Source organism: Oxalobacter formigenes, assembly GCF_002127965.1.
GTDB lineage: Bacteria > Pseudomonadota > Gammaproteobacteria > Burkholderiales > Burkholderiaceae_D > Oxalobacter > Oxalobacter formigenes.
The window spans coordinates 2,373,443-2,394,336 of record NZ_CP018787.1 but is presented as its reverse complement, the minus strand read 5'-3'; the positions used below and the strand labels follow the sequence as shown (position 1 = coordinate 2,394,336).

16 protein-coding genes and 1 rRNA gene are annotated in these 20,894 nt (G+C 48.6%); 8 read left to right on the top strand and 9 right to left on the bottom strand.

Annotated features, from left to right (window positions below):
• Nucleotides 1-4 precede the first annotated feature (4 nt).
• The 6 genes from BRW83_RS11270 to BRW83_RS11245 form a co-directional block, all read right to left on the bottom strand.
• Entirely contained in the window at nt 5-838 is an 834-nt protein-coding gene (locus tag BRW83_RS11270) for an SIR2 family NAD-dependent protein deacylase (protein ID WP_005879272.1), read from the bottom strand.
• Nucleotides 839-933: 95 nt separating this feature from the next.
• On the bottom strand, nt 934-2,481 hold the full coding sequence (gene ahpF / locus BRW83_RS11265; protein ID WP_005879273.1) for an alkyl hydroperoxide reductase subunit F: 1,548 nt from the start codon (nt 2,479-2,481) through the stop codon (nt 934-936).
• 101 nt (nt 2,482-2,582) lie between these two features.
• Complete coding sequence (ahpC, locus tag BRW83_RS11260; RefSeq protein ID WP_005879276.1) at nt 2,583-3,149, bottom strand: alkyl hydroperoxide reductase subunit C; 567 nt, start codon at nt 3,147-3,149, stop codon at nt 2,583-2,585.
• A gap of 525 nt (nt 3,150-3,674) precedes the next feature.
• Complete coding sequence (locus BRW83_RS11255; RefSeq protein ID WP_005879277.1) at nt 3,675-4,541, bottom strand: ADP-polyphosphate phosphotransferase; 867 nt, start codon at nt 4,539-4,541, stop codon at nt 3,675-3,677.
• 6 nt (nt 4,542-4,547) lie between these two features.
• Nucleotides 4,548-5,411, bottom strand: a complete 864-nt coding sequence (gene dapF / locus BRW83_RS11250; protein ID WP_005879279.1) for a diaminopimelate epimerase — start codon at nt 5,409-5,411, stop codon at nt 4,548-4,550.
• 44 nt (nt 5,412-5,455) lie between these two features.
• Nucleotides 5,456-6,334, bottom strand: a complete 879-nt coding sequence (locus tag BRW83_RS11245) for a lysophospholipid acyltransferase family protein (protein WP_005879281.1) — start codon at nt 6,332-6,334, stop codon at nt 5,456-5,458.
• Between the two features lie 398 nt (nt 6,335-6,732).
• Here BRW83_RS11245 and metK point away from each other — a divergent pair, with 398 nt between their 5' ends.
• Entirely contained in the window at nt 6,733-7,896 is a 1,164-nt protein-coding gene (gene metK / locus BRW83_RS11240; protein ID WP_005879283.1) for a methionine adenosyltransferase, read from the top strand.
• Nucleotides 7,897-7,963: 67 nt separating this feature from the next.
• On the opposite strand, the gene BRW83_RS11235 is transcribed toward metK, so the two are convergent.
• The 3 genes from BRW83_RS11235 to ompA form a co-directional block, all read right to left on the bottom strand.
• Nucleotides 7,964-8,641: an HAD family hydrolase gene (locus BRW83_RS11235; RefSeq protein ID WP_005879286.1), complete on the bottom strand. Its 678-nt coding sequence runs from the start codon at nt 8,639-8,641 to the stop codon at nt 7,964-7,966.
• Nucleotides 8,642-8,651: 10 nt separating this feature from the next.
• Nucleotides 8,652-9,347 carry a bifunctional 2-polyprenyl-6-hydroxyphenol methylase/3-demethylubiquinol 3-O-methyltransferase UbiG gene (gene ubiG, locus BRW83_RS11230; RefSeq protein ID WP_005879288.1) on the bottom strand — a complete coding sequence of 232 codons (696 nt, stop codon included), beginning with the start codon at nt 9,345-9,347 and terminating at the stop codon, nt 8,652-8,654.
• 93 nt (nt 9,348-9,440) lie between these two features.
• A complete protein-coding gene (ompA, locus tag BRW83_RS11225) occupies nt 9,441-10,064 on the bottom strand; it encodes an outer membrane protein OmpA (RefSeq protein WP_005879290.1) in 624 nt (207 codons plus the stop codon).
• A gap of 485 nt (nt 10,065-10,549) precedes the next feature.
• On the opposite strand from ompA, the gene gyrA reads away from it, so the two are divergent.
• The 7 genes from gyrA to BRW83_RS11190 all read left to right on the top strand — a co-directional run bounded on the left by gyrA (nt 10,550) and on the right by BRW83_RS11190 (nt 20,854).
• Nucleotides 10,550-13,183, top strand: a complete 2,634-nt coding sequence (gene gyrA, locus BRW83_RS11220; protein WP_005879292.1) for a DNA gyrase subunit A — start codon at nt 10,550-10,552, stop codon at nt 13,181-13,183.
• Entirely contained in the window at nt 13,183-14,286 is a 1,104-nt protein-coding gene (gene serC / locus BRW83_RS11215; RefSeq protein WP_005879294.1) for a 3-phosphoserine/phosphohydroxythreonine transaminase, read from the top strand. The genes gyrA and serC overlap by 1 nt, the downstream gene beginning before the upstream one ends.
• Before the next feature lie 120 nt (nt 14,287-14,406).
• Nucleotides 14,407-15,471 carry a prephenate dehydratase gene (pheA, locus tag BRW83_RS11210; RefSeq protein ID WP_005879296.1) on the top strand — a complete coding sequence of 355 codons (1,065 nt, stop codon included), beginning with the start codon at nt 14,407-14,409 and terminating at the stop codon, nt 15,469-15,471.
• Between the two features lie 32 nt (nt 15,472-15,503).
• Nucleotides 15,504-16,610, top strand: coding sequence for a histidinol-phosphate transaminase (hisC, locus tag BRW83_RS11205; RefSeq protein ID WP_005879298.1), 1,107 nt, complete (start codon nt 15,504-15,506; stop codon nt 16,608-16,610).
• A 3-nt stretch (nt 16,611-16,613) separates the two neighbouring features.
• Nucleotides 16,614-17,510 carry a prephenate dehydrogenase gene (locus BRW83_RS11200; RefSeq protein WP_036602429.1) on the top strand — a complete coding sequence of 299 codons (897 nt, stop codon included), beginning with the start codon at nt 16,614-16,616 and terminating at the stop codon, nt 17,508-17,510.
• Nucleotides 17,510-18,829, top strand: coding sequence for a 3-phosphoshikimate 1-carboxyvinyltransferase (gene aroA, locus BRW83_RS11195; protein WP_036602431.1), 1,320 nt, complete (start codon nt 17,510-17,512; stop codon nt 18,827-18,829). The genes BRW83_RS11200 and aroA overlap by 1 nt, the downstream gene beginning before the upstream one ends.
• A gap of 494 nt (nt 18,830-19,323) precedes the next feature.
• Nucleotides 19,324-20,854, top strand: a 16S ribosomal RNA gene (locus tag BRW83_RS11190).
• Nucleotides 20,855-20,894: the final 40 nt, after the last annotated feature.

Sequence of the window (20,894 nt, the reverse complement as noted above, 5' to 3'; positions counted from 1 at the left end):
CTTTTCAGGATCGGTTATTCAATGTTTGAAATTCGCTGTAAATCTTTTCCAGCGCTTCAAGAGCCCCCAGAGGCAGACTCACATCGTTGTTGCTGCGAACCTGCGGTTCACCGGGATTGATCCGGATCATGGGAACATTGAATGATTCGCATACTCTCCTGACGGTCGGTACGTGAATCCCTGCGCCCAGTTCAATGACCGCCATTTTTTTCGTCCGGTGATACCACTGGTTCAGTTTGGCAATCTGCCATTCCGTGCGCTCGCCAATCCATCCCCAGTCATTGAACATCAGGATATTGGGCCGGGCAAGGGAACGGCATTCAGGACAAACGGGCAATTCCGATGTCAGAAGACAATTTTCCGTATCGACTTCAACCTGTAAATCGTCGGCTTCCCAGATCGCGCCTGTGCAGCTGTCCTGACATTGGAGATGATGGATCGATCCGTGGCATTCGGCAATAATAGCCGGATCGAACCCGGCTTTCTGGAATTGTCCATCGACATTGCTGGTGAAAACAAAATAGCCCAGTGGCCTGCTTTCACCCAGTTTTTTCAGTATGTCGAAACCGGCGTGTGGTTTCGTCTGCCGGTACTGGTTTAAACGGTGTCCGTAAAATCCCCATGCCTGTCTGGGATTTTTGACAAAAGCCATCGGGTTCGCCATTTCGGTGAATTCAATCCCGGCGTTTCCCAGTTTGGGGTAGGCTTTCCAGAATCCATGATTACCACGAAAATCGGCCAGCCCGGAATCGACGCCCATACCGGCACCGGTTCCGATAAACAGGCTATCGGCTTCATGAATGAGTTGTGCCGCTTTTTTGATGGCTTCGCTATTCATATGAAATTCGTGCAATTTATAAAGGAATCATTTATTTTATCCCAAATAAAAAACGGGACCGGCTGATGCGGTCCCGTTTTTTTATAAATTGCCGCTTAATTGCGAATCAGATAATCGAATGCGGAGAGAGCTGCCTTGGCGCCATCGCCCATCGCAATGACAATCTGTTTGTAGGGAGACGAGCTGACGTCACCTGCCGCAAAAATGCCGGGAACGTTTGTCCTGTTATAAGCATCGACATCGATTTCGTTTTTCTCATTGAGTTTGACGGGTGTTTTCTTCAGCCATTCGGTTGTCGGAACCTGCCCGATCTGGACGAAAATTCCTTCCACGTCGAGAGTCCGTTTCGAAACAGTAGCCATGTCTTCATAGACCAGTCCGGTTACTTTCTGGCCGTTTCCTTTCACTTCGGAAGTCAGGGCCTGCGTGATCAAAGTCACGTTTTTCAGTGTGAACAGCTTGTTTTGCAAAACGGTGTCGGCCGTCAGTGTCGTATTGCGAACGAGAACGCTGACATGTTCGGCAATACCGGCCAGATCGATGGCGGCTTCGACAGCGGAGTTACCGCCTCCGATAACGGCAATACGCTTGTTTTTGTAAAGCGGGCCGTCGCAGTGAGGGCAGAACGCTACCCCGCGCCCGATATACTGTTCTTCTCCCGGAACATCCATTTTTCTCCAGTTTGCACCAGTTGCCAGAATGACGGTTTTGCTTTTGACGGATGCACCGCTAGCCAGCTGTACTTCAATCAGCTCGCCGGGAATCAGGTTGACGGCCAGTTGAGGCATCATCACGTCAATGTCGTGATTGCGGATATTGTCTTCAAATACGGCAGCCAGATGGGTGCCTTCGATTTTCTTGATGGCAATGACATTTTCGATATCGGTCGTATTCAGAATCTGTCCGCCGAAATTTTCAGTGACCAGTCCGGTACGGATACCTTTTCTGGCGGCATAAATGGCCGACGTCGCTGCGGCGGAGCCACCGCCGATGACGAGAACGTCGAAAGGTTCTTTGGCCGATATTTTTTCAGCTTCGCGTCTGGAACTGCCGGTATCGACCTTGGCCAGAATTTCCTTGATGTTCATCCGGCCCTGACCGAATTCCTGACCGTTCATATAAATACTGGGTACGGCCATGATATGACGTTCATTGACTTCATCCTGATAGATGGAGCCGTCGATCATGACGTGCGAAATATTGGGGTTAAGCACAGCCATCAGGTTCAATGCCTGAACGACTTCAGGACAGTTCTGGCAGCTCAGGGAAATGTACGTTTCGAATTCGTACTTTCCGTCCAGATTTTTGATTTGTTCGATAACGTCCGGTTCGACTTTGGGCGGATAACCGCCAACCTGCAGCAATGCGAGAACTAAAGACGTGAATTCGTGACCCATCGGAATACCGGCAAAGCGAAGATTGACGCCGCCGTCAGGACGATTGATGGAGAAAGAAGGTGATCTCCTGTCGTCGTCGGCTTTTTCGATAAGGGTGATTTTGGTGGAAAGCTCCGCGATGTCCTGCAACAGAGCGGTCATTTCCCTGGATTTTTCGGTATCGTTAATCGAGGCGACTATCTCAATCGGATTGACCAGTTTGGCGAGATAGTTTTTTAATTGTTCTTTGACTTGATTGTCCAGCATGCTTTATCTGCTCCGGTTGGAATAGGCGTTTTAAACGATTTTTATTATTGTGGGTTATCTCCGGACAGACAAAATGTCTGAACCGGAGACAGGAGAGATACTTAGATCTTGCCGACCAGATCCAGGGATGGGGCCAGGGTTTCAGCACCTGGCTGCCAGGAAGCAGGGCATACCTGACCTTTGTGGGTCGCAACGTATTGGGCGGCCTGAACCTTGCGGAGCAGTTCGGTTGCCGAACGGCCGATACCCAGATCGTGGATTTCGCACAGTTTGATTACACCTTCAGGATTGATAACGAAGGTACCACGCAAGGCAACACCGTCGTCGTCGATCAGGACATTGAAGTTACGACTGATCTGGCCGCTTGGATCGCCAACCATCGGGAACTGGATTTTCTTGATGGTATCGGATGCATCATGCCAGCCCTTGTGCACGAAATGGGTGTCGGTCGAGACGGAGTAGATTTCCACGCCCAGTTTCTTGAATTCTTCGTAATGATCAGCCAGATCGCCCAGTTCGGTAGGACAGACGAAAGAAAAGTCGGCTGGATAGAAGAATACGACAGACCATTTTCCTTTGAGGTCTGCATCGGTAACCTTGACGAACTGGCCGTTGTGATAAGCCTGTGCCTTGAAAGGGATGATTTCGGTATTGATCAAAGATGACATGTGTTTCTCCTTAAATAAAAATAATGGCCCGACCGGTTTTGAAAATCTTCAGGATTTTCAACCTGCCGGATACTTTGAAATCCGTGTGATGAACAACCGTTGTGTTCGTCGCGTTTTTCATATTAAAACACGACTTTTAAAATCCTGCAGAACGCGCCAAACTTTTTCAGAGGCACTTTTGATAACTTTTTGACAATGGTTTTTTGTGAATTTAAACGGTTTTGCGCGGCGTGAAATTAAGATTCGGCAATAAAAAACTTATTAAAAACCGTTACTTGCGATGAATCAGATTGATGAGGGAAAAAAATTGAGAATTTTCCTGAAGAGCTGTTTTTAATTGAGAATGATAATAAAAATTATTCTCAATTATTTAAAAAAATGATTTCAGGCAATATTTTTTTGCCGGATATTCCTGATTTTTGGAAGGAATTTATAAAAAAGGCCAAATTGTTGAATCAATTTGGCCTTTGTCAGAAAGAAATTCAGCCATTCACGGCGAAATGTGTTTTCAAATCCGGAAAAAGATCATTCTTCCAGTTTTTTACGGAGTTCTTCCAATTGGTGATAATGCTTCTTGGTAGCATGGGGATAGGAAAGCTTCAGGTCCTTGATCGTTTTCAGAATAACCGAAGAGATGATAAGACGGGCATTGTTTTTGTCATCAGCCGGGACGATGTACCAGGGACATTCCTCTGTTGAGGTTGCAGACAGGCATTTTTCAAATGCATCCATGTATTTGTCCCAGTATTTTCTTTCCGTGAAATCGCCAAGGCTGAGTTTCCAGTTTTTATCGGGGATATCGATGCGTTCCAGCAGGCGTTTGCGTTGTTCGTCTTTGGAGAGGTGCAGATAAAACTTGATGATTCTGGTGCCATTCCTGTGGAGATGTTTTTCAAGATTGCGGATGGATTCATAGCGTTGCTCCCATAAATCCTCTCCCGGTTTCATGTCAGGAAGTTTCTGTTTTGCCAGAATTTCAGGATGAACACGAACAACCAGTACGTCTTCATAGTACGAACGGTTGAAAATTCCGATCTCTCCCCGTTCAGGCAATTGCTGGACACACCGCCATAAAAAATCGTGTTTGAGTTCCGCTTCGGTTGGCGCCTTGAAACTGTGAACGTGACATCCTTGCGGATTGACACCGGACATGACGTGTTTGATCGCGCCATCTTTGCCGGCAGCATCCATAGCCTGAAAAATGATAAGAAGCGAGTATTGTCCTGAAGCATTCAAGACACTTTGCTGGTCACGCAATTCAATCGTATCTTCGTCCAGTATGTTGCGATAATCCTTTTTGGAACGATAAAACGGTTTGATAACGGTAGGAGTGTCTTTCAGATCGAGTTCCGCATCGTCCAGAACACGGAAAAGTTCAGTATCAATATTCATTTTGCCTCACAAGTTGATTTCGCCATTAAAAACGATAATTGCCGGTCCGGACATTATGACATTATGTCCTTCACCCTCCCAGGCAATTTTCAATTCTCCCCCGCGTGCCTTGACGGTCACAGGCGAGTCCAGCAGTTTTCTTCGAATTCCGGAAACGACTGCCGCACAGGCTCCCGTTCCACATGCCAGCGTTTCTGCAGCACCTCTTTCGTATACACGCAGTTTTATGGAATGCCTGTCCTGAATTTCCATAAAACCGGCATTGACGCGTTCCGGAAAACGTTCATGATTTTCTATCAGGGGACCTTCTTCGGCAACAGCAGCACGATTGACATCGTCGACGATCTGAACCGCATGAGGATTACCCATGGAAACAACCGATATCGGTATGGATTTTTTGATGCCTCCTGTATCCAGAATCAAATTCCAGATAGTGTCTGAACCGATTTCATCGCTGGTCAGTCCCTTTGTCAGAAAAGGAATTCTGGACGTTTCGAAAACAGGATTTCCCATATCGACGGTGACACTGCCATCTTTTTCCAGATGCAATTCAATAATGCCGACTCTGGTTTCGACTTTGATCGGGTTTTGCCGGCTCAAACCGGATTCAGTCACGAACTTTGCAAATGCCCGTGCGCCGTTTCCGCACTGTTCGACTTCACCGCCATCGGAATTGAAAATGCGGTATTTGAAATCGACTTCCGGATTATCAGGCTTCTCGACGAGCAGAATTTGATCGGCACCAATGCCGTAGCGTCTGTCGGCCAGAAAACGATATTGCTCCCGGGTCAGATTGATGACTTGATCAATGGCATTCAAAACGATGAAATCGTTTCCTGCACCATGCATTTTTGTGAATTTCAGTTTCATATGTTGAACGCAGATAAACCCGAGTGAAAATATAAGGCCAAAACCTAGTCGTTATCCTCATAAATCATGGGACGACCTTCCGGACGTGTTTTGAAACGACGGTGCGTCCACAGATATTCGGCAGGTGTTTCAATAATCCTCTGTTCGATGAATTCATTGACCCGTCTGGTTGCCTCGATCATATCTTTTCCCGGAAAGTTTTCGAAAGGAGGATAGATCGTGACTTTCCATCCCTTGTAGCCGGGCAGGAAAGTGGTGATCATAGGAATGACTTTCGCGTTGGTGACGGCGGCAAGTCTTGCCGGAGCCAGCAGGGTGGCGGCCGGTTCACCGAAGAAAGGAACGAATGCGGCATCTTTTGTGCCGAAATCCAGATCCGGCAGCATCATGAACGGAATGTTTTTATGAAGCGCGCGAACGATCGGCTTGATGCCTGCATCCCGGGAGAGAAGAATGATGTCGTCGTTAAAACGCATTCTTCCGCGGCGCAAAAGATCGTCGAATACCGGGTTGGACTGTTTCATATAAATGGAACATCCCGGCGTGTTCATGGTAATGACGACACCGGCCATTTCAAGGCAGACGAAATGAGGACATAAAAAGATGACCGGACCCGCTTTGACTTCATCCATCGGAAAGACAGGATCGACGACAATGAGCTTTTTGACTCTTTCGACAGAAGCCCACCAGAGGATGCTTCGTTCCAGAATGCTGCGGCCATAATTCTGGAAATGTTGTTTGGCGATTTTATAACGTTCGGTTTCAGACATATCCGGAAAACAGAGGTTCAGGTTGGCCAGTGTGATTTTCCGGCGCCGGGGCAACGCATAAAAAGAGATCGTACCCATCAGCTTGCCCAAACGGCCCAATACAGGCAACGGGAGCCAGTGGAGCAACCATAAAATGAAAATGAACAGCCTCATGCTTTATCCTGTCTGGTTGAGGCTTTTGTCAAAGTAAACATAAGTGAAGTACTTGTTCTGTCTGAAATCGATTGCAAATTGTGTGAATGGCAAAAAGAAGATGATATCAAATTTGCAGAAAGAGTTTCATATTTAGAGTTTTGTATTTGGTGATATTGCCCTGATTTATATTGAAGAAATCAGGAAACATTCATATGAAATGTGAAAAAAGGTGAATCTGTCGGGTTCAATTTTTAATTTTCCCGAAGAACATGAGCTTGTCAACGAACCAATTCGGCGTAGAATAACGATGCCGCTGAGTTAACCGACAACTTGCGAAGCGGTTTATAAATGTCGCTAAAGCGTCGCAGACTTCAAAATTGACTGCGATCGCAATTTGGCCCTTTTTTGGAGTTTCTATGTCTCAAGATTATCTCTTTACTTCCGAATCGGTTTCTGAAGGACATCCCGATAAAGTTGCCGACCAGATTTCCGATGCCATTCTGGACGCCATTCTGGAACAGGATCCTCATGCTCGTGTGGCAGCTGAAACCTTGTGTAATACCGGCCTGGTTGTTCTGGCCGGTGAAATTACCACGACAGCCAATATCGATTACATTTCCGTAGCACGCGATACCATCAAACGTATCGGTTACGACAATAACGATTACGGTATCGACCACCGTGGATGTGCCGTGCTGGTCGGATATGACAAACAGTCTCCCGATATCGCCCAGGGCGTCGATGAAGGACGCGGCATCGATCTGGATCAGGGTGCCGGTGATCAGGGCCTGATGTTCGGCTACGCCTGCGATGAAACGCCGGAACTGATGCCTGCCGCCATTTATTACGCTCACAGGCTGGTCGAACGCCAGTCCCAGTTGCGCAAGGACGGTCGCATTGCATGGCTGCGCCCGGATGCAAAATCACAAGTTACACTGCGGTATGTCGATGGAAAACCGGTTGCGGCTGAAACGATCGTCTTGTCGACCCAGCATGCGCCTGAAGTTGAACACAAGCAGATTGAAGAAGCGGTTATCGAGGAAATCATCAAGCCGGTGATGCCTGCCGAATGGCTGAAAGAGTCGAAATATCTGGTCAATCCGACCGGCCGTTTCGTTATCGGTGGCCCACAGGGTGACTGCGGTCTGACCGGCCGTAAAATCATTGTCGATACCTACGGTGGTTCCTGCCCGCATGGTGGTGGTGCATTCTCCGGTAAAGATCCGAGCAAGGTCGATCGTTCGGCAGCCTATGCCGCACGTTATGTCGCCAAGAATATCGTTGCCGCAGGATTGGCCAAAAAATGCCAGATTCAGGTCAGCTATGCTATTGGTGTTGCCAGGCCGATCAATATCACGATCAATACCGAAGGTACCGGTGTTATCGCTGACAGCAAGATCGCCGCTCTGGTCAACGATCATTTCGATTTGCGTCCGAAGGGCATTGTGCAAATGCTTGACTTGCTGCATCCACGCTACGTCAAGACGGCTGCATACGGACACTTCGGTCGTGATGAACCGGAATTCACCTGGGAAAAAACGGATAAAGCCGCCGATTTGCGACAAGCTGCCGGACTTTAATCGTTTTGAATCAACAAAAAAGCCAGCGACAAGCTGGCTTTTTTGTTATGTAAATACAGATGGCTTTTCATGCAGCGGGCAGTGTATTGATCAGATCCAGTATGTGTAAAGGTTTTTCGGCGAGAAAATCTGCATTCCATGTCTGGGGATCGGTACAATATCCCCACTGGGCCGCAATCGTGGCCGTTCCGGCTGATTTGCCGGCCTGAATATCGCGTAAATCGTCTCCGACAAACCAGCAATCTCCCGGAGCGACATCAAGTGCTTCGGCCGCGGCAAAAAGCGGGTCAGGAAAGGGTTTTGCGCGAGCAGCCGTATCGCCTGAAATGACACAATCAGCATCGTCGAGACCGATTTTTTTGACAAGAGGATGAGTCAGGCTGCTGACTTTGTTCGTGACGATACCCCAGCCAATTCCGGTCTTCCTTAATTGTTTCAACAGTTCCGGAATGCCTGCAAACAGGGTTGTCTTGACGGCAATGTTATTCGCGTAAGACAACAGAAAACGTTCGCGCAATGTGGCGTATAAGGCGTCCTGCTGTGTCAGCTGGAATGCGGCCTTGATCAGCCCGGGTGCTCCAGCCGAGGCTACCGGTCTAAGCTGTTCATAAGGAACGGGTGCCAGTCCCCTTTCAATCCGGACGGCGTTGATTGCGCCTGCAAGATCAGGGGCTGAGTCTGCAAGTGTTCCATCCAGGTCGAACAGAACGATTTTGGGTTTTTTCGAAAGTGAGGAAGGTGGCATCATGGAAGAATCAAACCTGTTTTGTACAGGCGAGCATGTAGTTGATTTGGGTATTTTTACTGAGATTGAATTTTTTTGCCTGCAAGTCGCACGTTATTCCTGTTATAGCCGAAACGGTCATATTGGCTGAACGGACAAAACGTGAAAGCTCTGCAGGAGTCAAAAAGCGTTGAAAATCATGGGTTCCTTTTGGCAATAAACGCAGGATATATTCTGCCCCTATTATCGCATGGCAAAACGATTTGACGTTCCGGTTCAGGGTTGAAAAGAAAACCATTCCTCCCGGTTTTACAAGCCGGGAACATGCCTTGACGATTGAAGATGGATCGGGAACGTGTTCCAGCAGTTCCATGCAGGTAACGACATCGTATTTCGCAGGTTCCATATCGGCAAGCTCTTCTGCCGAACTGATGAGATAGCGGATCGACAGATTTGATTCAATACTGTGTGAACGCGCTGTCTCGATCGCATTGGAAGCCAGATCTATTCCGGTAACGATTGCTTTTTCTTTTGCCAGGGATTCGGACAGGATTCCACCGCCGCAGCCAATGTCGAGCACATCCCTGTTTTCGAGGGATGCATGCGTCTTTATCCAGTCGAGCCGGACCGGGTTCATATCGTGCAATGGCCGGAAGTTTCCCTTTGGATCCCACCAGCTATCCGCTACGGCATTGAATTTGTTCAGTTCTGAAGTATCGAGATTCATGACGATGTCGATGGTAGCGACAAAGTATCATTATATCGTCAGAAAACAAAAAACCCCGCCTCTGCGGGGTTTTTGTGTTGGGCGAAAAACCGATCAGGATCTTGCGCCGCGATTTGCAACAACTTCGACTTCAACGCGACGGTTTTTAGCACGTCCTTCGCGGGTCTTGTTGCTGGCGATTGGTTGTTTTTTGCCTTTGCCTTCGGTGAAGATCTTGTTGGCAGGAACACCTTTGGAAACCAGATATGCCTTGACAGCGTTAGCACGGCGTTCGGACAGTTTCTGGTTGTATTTGTCGGTACCGATCCAGTCGGTGTGACCAACAGCAACGATAACTTCGGTATCCATACCGGAGAGGGCTTTGATCAGTTCGTCCAGTTTTGCTTTACCTTCTGGTTTGACAATGGATTTGTCGAAATCGAAGAATGCGTCAGCAGCGTAAGTTACTTTTTCAGCTGTTGGAACAGGTGCTACTGCAACTGGAGCTGCTGCAGCTGGCTGGGTCAAAGGACCGTCGCAACCTGGAACAGCGTCAGCTGGGGTCCAGTAGCCGGTATGCCAGCACAGGCCAGTGCCGCTGCGAACGATGGTGTCGCGTTGGGTCTGCAGGTAACCGCTATATGGTTTTTTAGCCATATATTCGGTCATCGTCTGTGCCGAAGCAGAGGCTGCAACAACTGCGGATGCAGCGAAAATAACTTTAAGCAATTTATTCATATTTATCCTCTTAGTTGAGATATCCGCAGCAGGCTGCGCATGCATTTCTTTCTAACGTCGAAATTACAATAACATGACAATCACATTATAGATTCGATTTTTTTCTAATAATGCGTTTACAGCTATTCTGACACATTGAAGATTGCTAGATAACCCAAGAAGTTCAAACAATTTTCTATTTTGTTTATTAAATCAGCTTTTATTATCAATTTGTAGCTTTTTCGCAACCGATTAGCCAGATTCTCATCCTGTAAAAAACATTACTGACCGCTGCGTTTACCTATATATATCGCCGAGGCGGAAAAATCAAGTAAAACCTTGTTTATAAGTAATAAAAATCAAATGAAAAGAATTACTTGAGATTGATTATACCAATTCAAAAAGAATGCAATATGACCGTGGTAAAATCATGTCTTCATATTCTGTGAATCAAGCGGAATTTTTGTATTTAACCCCAATTCATTCTGTCCGACAGAAGTAATCTCATGGATCAATTTGCAAAAGAAACCATTTCTATTTCCCTGGAAGATGAAATGCGTAAAAGTTACCTCGATTATGCGATGAGCGTAATCGTGGGCAGAGCTCTTCCCGATGTCCGGGACGGTTTGAAACCGGTGCATCGCCGGGTGCTGTTCGGTATGCACGAGATGAACAATGCCTGGAACCGGCCTTATGTGAAGTGTGCGCGTGTCGTCGGTGAGGTCATGGGTAAATATCACCCTCATGGGGACCAGTCCATTTACGATACGCTGGTGCGTATGGCTCAGGATTTTTCCCTGCGTTATACACTGGTGGACGGACAGGGTAATTTCGGTTCGATCGATGGCGATGCGGCGGCTGCCATGCGTTATACGGAGTGTCGTCTTGACCGGATTTCCGAGGAAATGCTGGCCGATATCGACAAGGAAACGATCGATTTCGTTCCCAACTACGACGGCAAGGAGAAAGAGCCTTCCGTTTTGCCGACGAGAATTCCCAATCTGCTGATCAACGGTTCATCCGGTATTGCCGTCGGAATGGCAACCAATATTCCGCCCCACAATCTGGTGGAAGTGATCAATGGAGCATTGCAGTTGCTTCATCAGCCTGATTGCACTATCGACGAACTGATCGATATCATTCCGGCACCGGATTTCCCGACCGGGGGCATTATCTATGGTGTTTCCGGGGTTCGTGAGGGATACCGGACGGGGCGTGGACGCGTCGTCATGCGAGCCAAGACACATTTTGAAGAGTATGGGCGGGAGGGCCGTCAGGCGATTATCGTCGATGAGCTGCCTTATCAGGTCAACAAGAAAAATCTTCTGGAACGCATCGCGGAAAGTGTTCGTGAAAAGAAACTCGACGGCATTTCCGATATTCGCGACGAGTCCGACAAATCGGGTATGCGTGTCGTTATCGAACTGAAACGCAATGAAGTGCCTGAAGTCGTTTTGAATAATCTCTTCAAGCAGACCCAGTTGCAGGATACCTTTGGTATGAATATGGTCGCTCTGGTCGATGGTCAGCCGAAGTTGCTGAACCTGAAGCAGATGCTGGAATGCTTCCTTGCCCACCGGCGTGAAGTCGTCACAAGACGCACGATTTTCGAATTGAGAAAAGCCCGTGAACGCGGTCATATACTGGAAGGTCTGGCGGTTGCGCTGGCAAATATCGACGATTTCATCGCCATTATCCGCGCTGCCCCGACGCCTCCGATTGCAAGACAGGAATTAATGTCCCGCTCATGGAATTCGTCACTGGTCAAATCCATGCTGGAACGCACCGGAGCAGATCATGCCAACAGTGTCGATGATTTCCGTCCTGAAGGTTTGCCAAAGATGTTCGGCATCCAGTCAGATGGGCTTTACAAATTGTCGGAAGAACAGGCGACCGAAATCCTGCAGATGCGTCTGCAGCGTTTGACCGGTCTGGAACAGGACAAGATCCTGAACGAATACGGCGATGTTATGGCGCAGATTGCCGAATTGCTCGATATTCTGGCGAAACCGGAACGCGTTCTGGCGATTATCGACGATGAATTGAAGCAGGTTATCGGTGAGTACGGAGAAAAGGCAAAAGACGTTCGCCGTTCTGAAATCGAATTGAATGCGAGTGATCTGGAAACGGAAGACCTGATTACGCCTCAGGATATGGTCGTAACGCTTTCCCATACCGGTTACTTCAAATCCCAGCCTTTATCCGAATATCGTGCCCAGAAACGGGGTGGCCGGGGCCGGATGGCAACGGCAACCAAGGAAGACGACTGGGTCGATCAGCTGTTCATTGCCAATACGCATGACTATATCCTCTGCTTCTCTGACAGGGGCAGGATGTATTGGCTGAAAGTATGGGAAGTGCCGCAGGGTTCGCGCAATTCCAGGGGTAAACCGATCGTCAATATGTTCCCGTTGCAGGGCGACGAAAAAATTACGGTCATCCTGCCGTTGTCGGGTGAAAACCGGAATTTCCCGGACAATCACTACATTTTCATGGCGACCAGTCAGGGAACGGTCAAGAAGACTTCATTGACCGATTTCAGCAACCCGCGTAAAGCCGGCATTATCGCTGTCGGGCTGGATGAAGGCGATTACCTGATCGGTGCCGCCTTGACGGACGGTAAACACGACGTCATGCTTTTCTCGGATGCGGGCAAGGCGGTTCGTTTCGATGAAAACGACGTTCGTCCGATGGGCAGAACCGCTCGTGGTGTTCGCGGCATGAATCTGGAAGACGATCAGAAAGTCATTGCCATGCTGGTGGCTGGTGATGAAAGCCAGTCTGTTCTGACGGCGACGGAAAACGGGTTCGGCAAGCGGACGCCTATAGCCGAATACACCCGTCATGGACGGGGTACGAAAGGCATGATCGCCATCCAGACGTCGGAACGTAACGGCAAGGTTGTTGCGGCGACACTGGTCAATGAAAATGATGAAATCATGCTCATTACGACCGGTGGCGTTCTGATCCGTACCCGTGTATCGGAAGTTCGTGAAATGGGGCGTGCTACACAAGGCGTTACCCTGATCGCGGTGGAAGAAGGGACGACATTGAGCGGCTTGCAGCGTATTCTTGAATCCGATATCGAGGATGAAAATCCGGAAGCGTCTGAAGAAGGTTCGGAACAAGAGAAAGAGTAATGCGTCCCTATAATTTTTCAGCAGGGCCTGCCATGTTGCCTGAAGAGGTGCTGAAACAGGCTTCTGCTGAAATGCTGGACTGGCAAGCTACAGGACTGTCGGTGATGGAAATGAGTCACCGCAGTCCGCCATTCGAATCGATCCTGAAACAGACACGGGACGATCTCAGGGAACTGCTCAAGGTTCCTGACACTCACCATATTCTTTTCATGCAGGGCGGTGCCACTGCCATGAATGCGATCATTCCCATGAACCTCCTGGGTCGCAAGGGTATTGATCCGGCGATCGATTTTGTTCATACAGGGGTCTGGTCGGGAAAATCTCTGGATGAAGCGGGAAAATACGGCAACGTCAATATTGCTGCCTCTTCTTCCGGTATGCATTTCCGGAATGTACCTGTTCAAAAAGACTGGCGTCTGACAGCGAATGCCGCTTACGTGCATATCTGTTCGAATGAAACGATCAATGGCAACCAGTTTCATTTCACGCCGGATACCGGTTCAGTGCCTCTGGTTTCGGACATGTCGTCGGAAATGCTTTCCCGGCGGGTTGATTTTTCAAAATACGGCGTCGTTTTTGCCTGTGCCCAAAAAAATATGGGGCAGGCGGGTCTGACGGTTGTGATCGTTCGCGACGATCTGATCGGGCATGCGCTTCCATGCTGTCCATCGGTATTCAACTGGAAAAACGTCGCGGACAACCAATCCATGTTCAATACCCCGCCGACTTATGCCATCTATATTTGCGGCCTTGTCCTGAAGTGGCTGAAAAGACAGGGCGGTGTCGATCGTATGGAACAGGCCAGTATTGAAAAGTCGTCGCTGTTATATAACTTTATCGATGGAAGCGACTTTTACCGTAATGACGTCGCGGCCGACAGCCGTTCAAGAATGAACGTTCCGTTTTTTCTTGCAGACGAGTCATTGAACGAAGCGTTCACCAATGAAGCGGCGAAAAAAGGAATATTGCAGATCAAGGGACATCGTGCTGTCGGGGGAATGCGGGCGTCTCTTTACAATGCCATGCCTGTCGAAGGCGTTCGTGCGCTGATTGCTTTTATGCAGGCTTTTCAGCAGAATCACCGAATCGATAAAAATCTCTGAAGGTCTGAAACTGGGATATTGGGGGATTTCTGCCTTACAATATAAGCTTTTACCGATATTTCGATATCGCTGTTTTTGACCGATTGTTCTGTTATTTCATTTTCTTATTGTTTGTGATTCATGGAAAAATTGCTGAAACCTTTGCGGGATCAAATTGACGCTATTGATGTCCAGTTACTGGATTTGTTGAATCGTAGGGCACGTGTGGCACAGGAAGTCGGTCACGTTAAAAACAAGGTCGATGCCCCTGTTTTCCGCCCTGAAAGGGAAGCTCAGGTTTTGAGAGGAATTGCCGATAGGAATCCTGGCCCTCTGGGCAATAACGAATTGCAAACCATTTTCCGCGAAATCATGTCGGCGTGCCGTTCGCTGGAAAAGAAAGTGATCGTGGCTTATCTCGGGCCGGAAGGCACTTTTTCCGAACAGGCGGTTTACCAGCATTTCGGCAAGTCGATTAACGCGATTCCTTGTGCTTCGATTGATGAGGTTTTTCGGGCGGCAGAAGCCGGAACGGCTGATTTCGGTGTTGTGCCGATTGAAAATTCGACCGAGGGCGCGATCAGCCGGACACTGGATCTTCTGATGCAGACGCCATTGACGATCAGTAGCGAAGTTTCCATTCCCATTCACCATAATTTGATGACGCTTTCCGGAAACATGGATGGCGTGCGTTCCATTTGCGCGCATTCACAGGCGCTTGCACAGTGTCAGGGATGGTTGAACCAGCATTATCCCAATATCATGAGACAGGCAGTCGCCTCCAATGCAGAAGCGGCCCGTCTTGCCAGTGAAGATCCCGCTGTGGCGGCGATTGCAGGAGAAATCGCCTCGCAACATTATGGCTTGCAGGTGGTGAGTGCCCACATTCAGGATGAGCCCCAGAACCGTACGCGTTTTGCCGTTATCGGTCACAAGGAAACCGAACCGAGCGGCAAAGACCAGACCTCACTTGTTTTGTCTGTGCAAAATAAAGCGGGGGCCGTCTATAAAATGCTTGCCCCGCTCGAGAAATTCGGGGTTTCCATGACAAGGTTCGAATCGAGACCGGCCAAAACCGGAGCTTGGGAATATTACTTTTTTGTGGATATTGAAGGTCACGTCAAGGAAGAAAAAATCCGGCTTGCACTGGCGGAGTTGAAAGACAGCGTTGCCTATTTCAAGGTTCTCGGTTCCTATCCCATTTAATTGCTTCCCTGTTTTATTTTATTGGAAATATCATGTCAGATCAGTTTGCACCGGAATATATTCGTGCCATTGCCCCGTATCAGGCAGGCAAACCCATTTCTGAAGTTGCCCGTGAATTCGGACTCGACGAAAACAGGATCATCAAACTGGCATCCAACGAAAATCCCCTTGGAATGCCTGAATCCGCGAAAAAAGCGATCGCCAATGAAGTCGGGGAAACCGGCCGTTATCCGGATGCCAATGGATTTGCACTGAAAAAAGTGATTGGAGAACGGTACGGCATTGCTCAGGACTGGATTACATTGGGGAACGGCAGTAACGACATTATCGAGCTGGCGGCCAGAACATTCGTACAGCAAGGCCAATCCGTCGTTTTTTCGGAATATTCTTTCCTTGTTTATGCACTGGTTGCCAAAGCGATCGGAGCGAAAGGCATACAGGTTCCTTCAAAAGAGTACGGACACGATCTGGATGCGATGCTTAAAGCGATCACGGCCGATACCCGATTGCTTTTTCTGGCCAATCCGAACAATCCGACAGGCACTTTCCTGCAACCGGCCGATATCGAGGCGTTTCTGGACAAGGTACCATCCCGTGTCGTGGTGGTTATCGATGAAGCTTATAACGAATATCTGGATTCCTCGATCCAGTACGATTCGACGGACTGGGTCAAAAAATATCCCAACCTGCTGGTTTCACGCACTTTTTCCAAGGCATATGGTCTGGCCGGTTTGCGTGTCGGATTCGGTCTGGCTCATCCGGAATTGACCGGACTGTTAAATCGGGTCAGACAGCCGTTTAATGTCAATGCGCTGGCACAGGCAGCCGCGATTGCCGCGTTGAACGATCAGGTGTTTTTAACGAAGAGCGCCAAAATCAATGCGGACGGGTACCGTTTCCTGACCCAATCGTTTGACGAAATGGGACTGGAATACGTTCCTTCTTATGGCAATTTCGTGCTGGTCAAGGTCGGCAACGACGATGGGGCCGGTTCCCGCGTCAATCTGGAACTGTTGAAAAAAGGCATCATCGTCCGTCCTGTGAATGCATACGGGTTGCCGAAATGGCTTCGTATATCGATCGGTTTGCCTGAAGAAAATCGGGCGTTTATTTCTGCACTCAAAGAAGTATTGGCCTAATACGTGACTCCATTCAAGAAAATTGTTATTTGCGGTGTCGGACTGATTGGCGGTTCGTTTGCACTCGCGTTGAAAAAATCGGGATTCAAGGGAAAGATTCTGGGCCTTGAGAGAAGTCCCGACATTCTGGAGCGGGCGCATGCTTTGGGAATCGTCGATCAAACTGGTTTGTCTCAGGAAGAAACATTAAGGGATGCCGATCTGATTGTGTTGTCGGTTCCTGTTGCGCAGACCGGCAATGCCCTGAAAATGATTTTGCCATATTGGCATGACGGCTTGATTGTTTCGGATACAGGCAGTACGAAAACCGATGTCGTTGCCATGGCCCGTGACGTACTTGGCGAAAAAATCGCCCAATTCATCCCTGCGCATCCCATTGCCGGCAGCGAAATGAATGGCCCTGAAGCGGCTGTTGACGATTTGTTTGTCGGGAAGAAAGCGGTTATTGCCGCGTTACCCGAAAACAGCCGGGCCGATGTGGAACGACTGGCCGACGTCTGGGAACGGTGTGGTGCCATCATCCATCATCTGACCCCTGAAAATCACGATACGGTTTTTGCCACGGTCAGTCATATGCCGCATTTGCTGGCTTATGGACTGGTGGATTATGTGGCCAATCATCCCAAATCAGACCTGTTTTTCCAGTATGCCGCCAGCGGTTTCAGGGATTTCACCCGAATTGCCGGTTCATCCCCGGAAATGTGGCGCGATATTACGCTCGCCAATCGTAAACAATTGCTTGTTGAGCTGGATGCATATCTGAAAGAAATCGAACTCATTCGTGATTTGGTCGACAAGGCGGATGGCTGCGGGTTGGAAAAAATATATACAAATGCGCAGGAAGCGAGAATGAACTGGCTGAATGCGATTGAAAATCCTGAAAAAAAGAAAATGAACTGATGGCTGACTTCCCGAAATATCTCGATCTTCTTCCGGTCAAACATGTCAGCGGGACAGTCCGTCTGCCCGGATCCAAAAGCATTTCCAACAGAACCTTGCTGCTATCTGCGCTGGCAGACGGTAAAACGCTTATAAAGGACCTGCTTTTTTCGGACGACACGCAAGTGATGCTCGAAGCCCTGAAATCATTGGGCATTCAATGGAATGAAACCGGTGTTGCCAATGAATATGAAGTAAACGGGGCAAATGGCCGTTTGCCACGACAGGAAGCCGATTTGTTTCTGGGAAATGCTGGAACGGCTATCCGGCCATTGACCGCCGCACTTGCAGCGCTTGGCGGAGGCGACTTCCTGCTACATGGCGTCAAACGCATGCATGAACGTCCGATAGGCGATCTGGTTGATGCTTTAAATGATGCGGGCGCGGAAATCGAATATACGGAAAATCAGGGATATCCTCCGATTCGCATTCATGCGGGCAATATCGACCGGCATGATTTGCATGTCAAAGGGAATGTGTCCAGTCAGTTTCTGACCGCGCTTTTAATGGCGGCTCCGTTAATGGCCCGTTCGCATGACGTCACCATTCATGTTATCGGTGAACTCATTTCCAAACCCTATATAGAAATAACCCTGAATCTCATGCGCAGTTTCGGGGTGGAAATTGAACAGGATGGCTGGAAGTCGTTTACTTTGCGTAAAGGACAGGTTTATCGCAGTCCGGGTGTTGCCCATGTGGAAGGGGATGCGTCTTCTGCTTCCTATTTCCTTGCTGCCGCTGCCATTGCCGGTGGCCCTGTGCGGGTTGAAGGTGTCGGAAAATACAGTATCCAGGGCGATATCCGTTTTGCAGACGTTCTCGAAAAAATGGGAGCAAATGTCGTTTATGGTGACAATTACATTGAAGTCTCACATAGCGGTGCATTGAAAGCGATCGATGAAGATTTCAATCTGATTCCCGATGCCGCGATGACCGTCGCCATATTGGCCTTGTATGCTGATGGAACGAGTGTTTTACGCAATATCGGTAGCTGGCGGGTAAAGGAAACCGATCGTATTGCCGCGATGGAGACGGAACTGAAAAAACTGGGTGCCAGTGTGGAATCCGGTGAGGACTGGCTGAAGATCACGCCACCAGAACATATTAATGATGCTGCTATCGATACTTATGATGATCATCGAATGGCAATGTGTTTTTCACTGGCATCCCTTTGCAGTACGGAAAAAAGGGGGGCGACCATCAGAATTAACGACCCGCAGTGTGTCTCCAAAACATTTCCCGAATATTTTCAGGCGTTTAAGGCTATTTCCAACAAGTGATATTTCCTTTTCGCTTTTCGGGAAACACCTTTTTTCGCTATCTGATTGAAAATTGATCTGGATCAAAAAAGCAACAAATGCGAAATTTCCGGAAAAACACTTGACGCGAGGGAAGGGTAAGCCCATAATCTCATTTCTCCGCTGCACTGAAGTGGTTTTGAGGTGAGGAAGGTGGGGAGTTGGCAGCGATTTTAGAGTTTGTTTTTTGGTGTTTTAAAAAAATAAAATAAAAAAAGTTGTTGACAAGGATTAAAAAGAGGTTCATAATTTCGTTTCTGTGCTGATGACAAACAAAACGCTTTGTTGGAAGAGCAGAGGTGGTAAAGCGAGACGATCTTTAAAAAGAAAACAGATGATAAGCGTGGACGTTTGTTAGTTGCGAAACTAAAGAAACAAACGTTCACAGAAGAAAGTAAGGACTTCGAAAGAAGAAACCTTGTCAGTATTTTGAGAAATGATTGATACAGAAATGTATTGCAATCGAAACAGAGATTGAACTGAAGAGTTTGATCCTGGCTCAGATTGAACGCTGGCGGCATGCTTTACACATGCAAGTCGAACGGCAGCATGGGGGCAACCCTGATGGCGAGTGGCGAACGGGTGAGTAATATATCGGAACGTACCCAAGAGTGGGGGACAACCAGTCGAAAGATTGGCTAATACCGCATACGATCTAAGGATGAAAGTGGGGGACCTTCGGGCCTCACGCTCCTGGAGCGGCCGATAGCTGATTAGCTAGTTGGTGGGGTAAAGGCCTACCAAGGCGATGATCAGTAGCTGGTCTGAGAGGACGATCAGCCACACTGGGACTGAGACACGGCCCAGACTCCTACGGGAGGCAGCAGTGGGGAATTTTGGACAATGGGGGAAACCCTGATCCAGCAATGCCGCGTGAGTGAAGAAGGCCTTCGGGTTGTAAAGCTCTTTTGTCAGGGAAGAAATTGATTGGGCTAATATCCCGATTAGATGACGGTACCTGAAGAATAAGCACCGGCTAACTACGTGCCAGCAGCCGCGGTAATACGTAGGGTGCGAGCGTTAATCGGAATTACTGGGCGTAAAGCGTGCGCAGGCGGTTGTGTAAGACAGATGTGAAATGCCCGGGCTCAACCTGGGAATTGCATTTGTGACTGCACGGCTAGAGTGTGTCAGAGGGGGGTAGAATTCCACGTGTAGCAGTGAAATGCGTAGATATGTGGAGGAATACCGATGGCGAAGGCAGCCCCCTGGGATAACACTGACGCTCATGCACGAAAGCGTGGGGAGCAAACAGGATTAGATACCCTGGTAGTCCACGCCCTAAACGATGTCGACTAGTTGTTGGGTCTTAATTGACTTAGTAACGCAGCTAACGCGTGAAGTCGACCGCCTGGGGAGTACGGTCGCAAGATTAAAACTCAAAGGAATTGACGGGGACCCGCACAAGCGGTGGATGATGTGGATTAATTCGATGCAACGCGAAAAACCTTACCTACCCTTGACATGTCAGGAATCCCGAAGAGATTTGGGAGTGCTCGAAAGAGAGCCTGAACACAGGTGCTGCATGGCTGTCGTCAGCTCGTGTCGTGAGATGTTGGGTTAAGTCCCGCAACGAGCGCAACCCTTGTCATTAGTTGCTACGAAAGGGCACTCTAATGAAACTGCCGGTGACAAACCGGAGGAAGGTGGGGATGACGTCAAGTCCTCATGGCCCTTATGGGTAGGGCTTCACACGTCATACAATGGTGCATACAGAGGGTTGCCAACCCGAGAGGGGGAGCTAATCTCAGAAAGTGCATCGTAGTCCGGATTGAAGTCTGCAACTCGACTTCATGAAGTTGGAATCGCTAGTAATCGCGGATCAGCATGTCGCGGTGAATACGTTCCCGGGTCTTGTACACACCGCCCGTCACACCATGGGAGCGGGTTTTACCAGAAGTAGGTAGCTTAACCGTAAGGAGGGCGCTTACCACGGTAGGATTCGTGACTGGGGTGAAGTCGTAACAAGGTAGCCGTATCGGAAGGTGCGGCTGGATCACCTCCTTTCTAGAGAAAAGCGACTATCAAGCGTTCACACTTATCATCT

Excerpts from the sequence above, each read along its gene's own strand:
- BRW83_RS11270 (WP_005879272.1), bottom strand. The coding sequence starts at position 838 with ATGAATAGCGAAGCCATCAAAAAAGCGGCACAACTCATTCATGAAGCC.
- ahpF (WP_005879273.1), bottom strand. The coding sequence starts at position 2,481 with ATGCTGGACAATCAAGTCAAAGAACAATTAAAAAACTATCTCGCCAAA.
- ahpC (WP_005879276.1), bottom strand. The coding sequence starts at position 3,149 with ATGTCATCTTTGATCAATACCGAAATCATCCCTTTCAAGGCACAGGCT.
- BRW83_RS11255 (WP_005879277.1), bottom strand. The coding sequence starts at position 4,541 with ATGAATATTGATACTGAACTTTTCCGTGTTCTGGACGATGCGGAACTC.
- dapF (WP_005879279.1), bottom strand. The coding sequence starts at position 5,411 with ATGAAACTGAAATTCACAAAAATGCATGGTGCAGGAAACGATTTCATC.
- BRW83_RS11245 (WP_005879281.1), bottom strand. The coding sequence starts at position 6,334 with ATGAGGCTGTTCATTTTCATTTTATGGTTGCTCCACTGGCTCCCGTTG.
- metK (WP_005879283.1), top strand. The coding sequence starts at position 6,733 with ATGTCTCAAGATTATCTCTTTACTTCCGAATCGGTTTCTGAAGGACAT.
- BRW83_RS11235 (WP_005879286.1), bottom strand. The coding sequence starts at position 8,641 with ATGCCACCTTCCTCACTTTCGAAAAAACCCAAAATCGTTCTGTTCGAC.
- ubiG (WP_005879288.1), bottom strand. The coding sequence starts at position 9,347 with ATGAATCTCGATACTTCAGAACTGAACAAATTCAATGCCGTAGCGGAT.
- ompA (WP_005879290.1), bottom strand. The coding sequence starts at position 10,064 with ATGAATAAATTGCTTAAAGTTATTTTCGCTGCATCCGCAGTTGTTGCA.
- gyrA (WP_005879292.1), top strand. The coding sequence starts at position 10,550 with ATGGATCAATTTGCAAAAGAAACCATTTCTATTTCCCTGGAAGATGAA.
- serC (WP_005879294.1), top strand. The coding sequence starts at position 13,183 with ATGCGTCCCTATAATTTTTCAGCAGGGCCTGCCATGTTGCCTGAAGAG.
- pheA (WP_005879296.1), top strand. The coding sequence starts at position 14,407 with ATGGAAAAATTGCTGAAACCTTTGCGGGATCAAATTGACGCTATTGAT.
- hisC (WP_005879298.1), top strand. The coding sequence starts at position 15,504 with ATGTCAGATCAGTTTGCACCGGAATATATTCGTGCCATTGCCCCGTAT.
- aroA (WP_036602431.1), top strand. The coding sequence starts at position 17,510 with ATGGCTGACTTCCCGAAATATCTCGATCTTCTTCCGGTCAAACATGTC.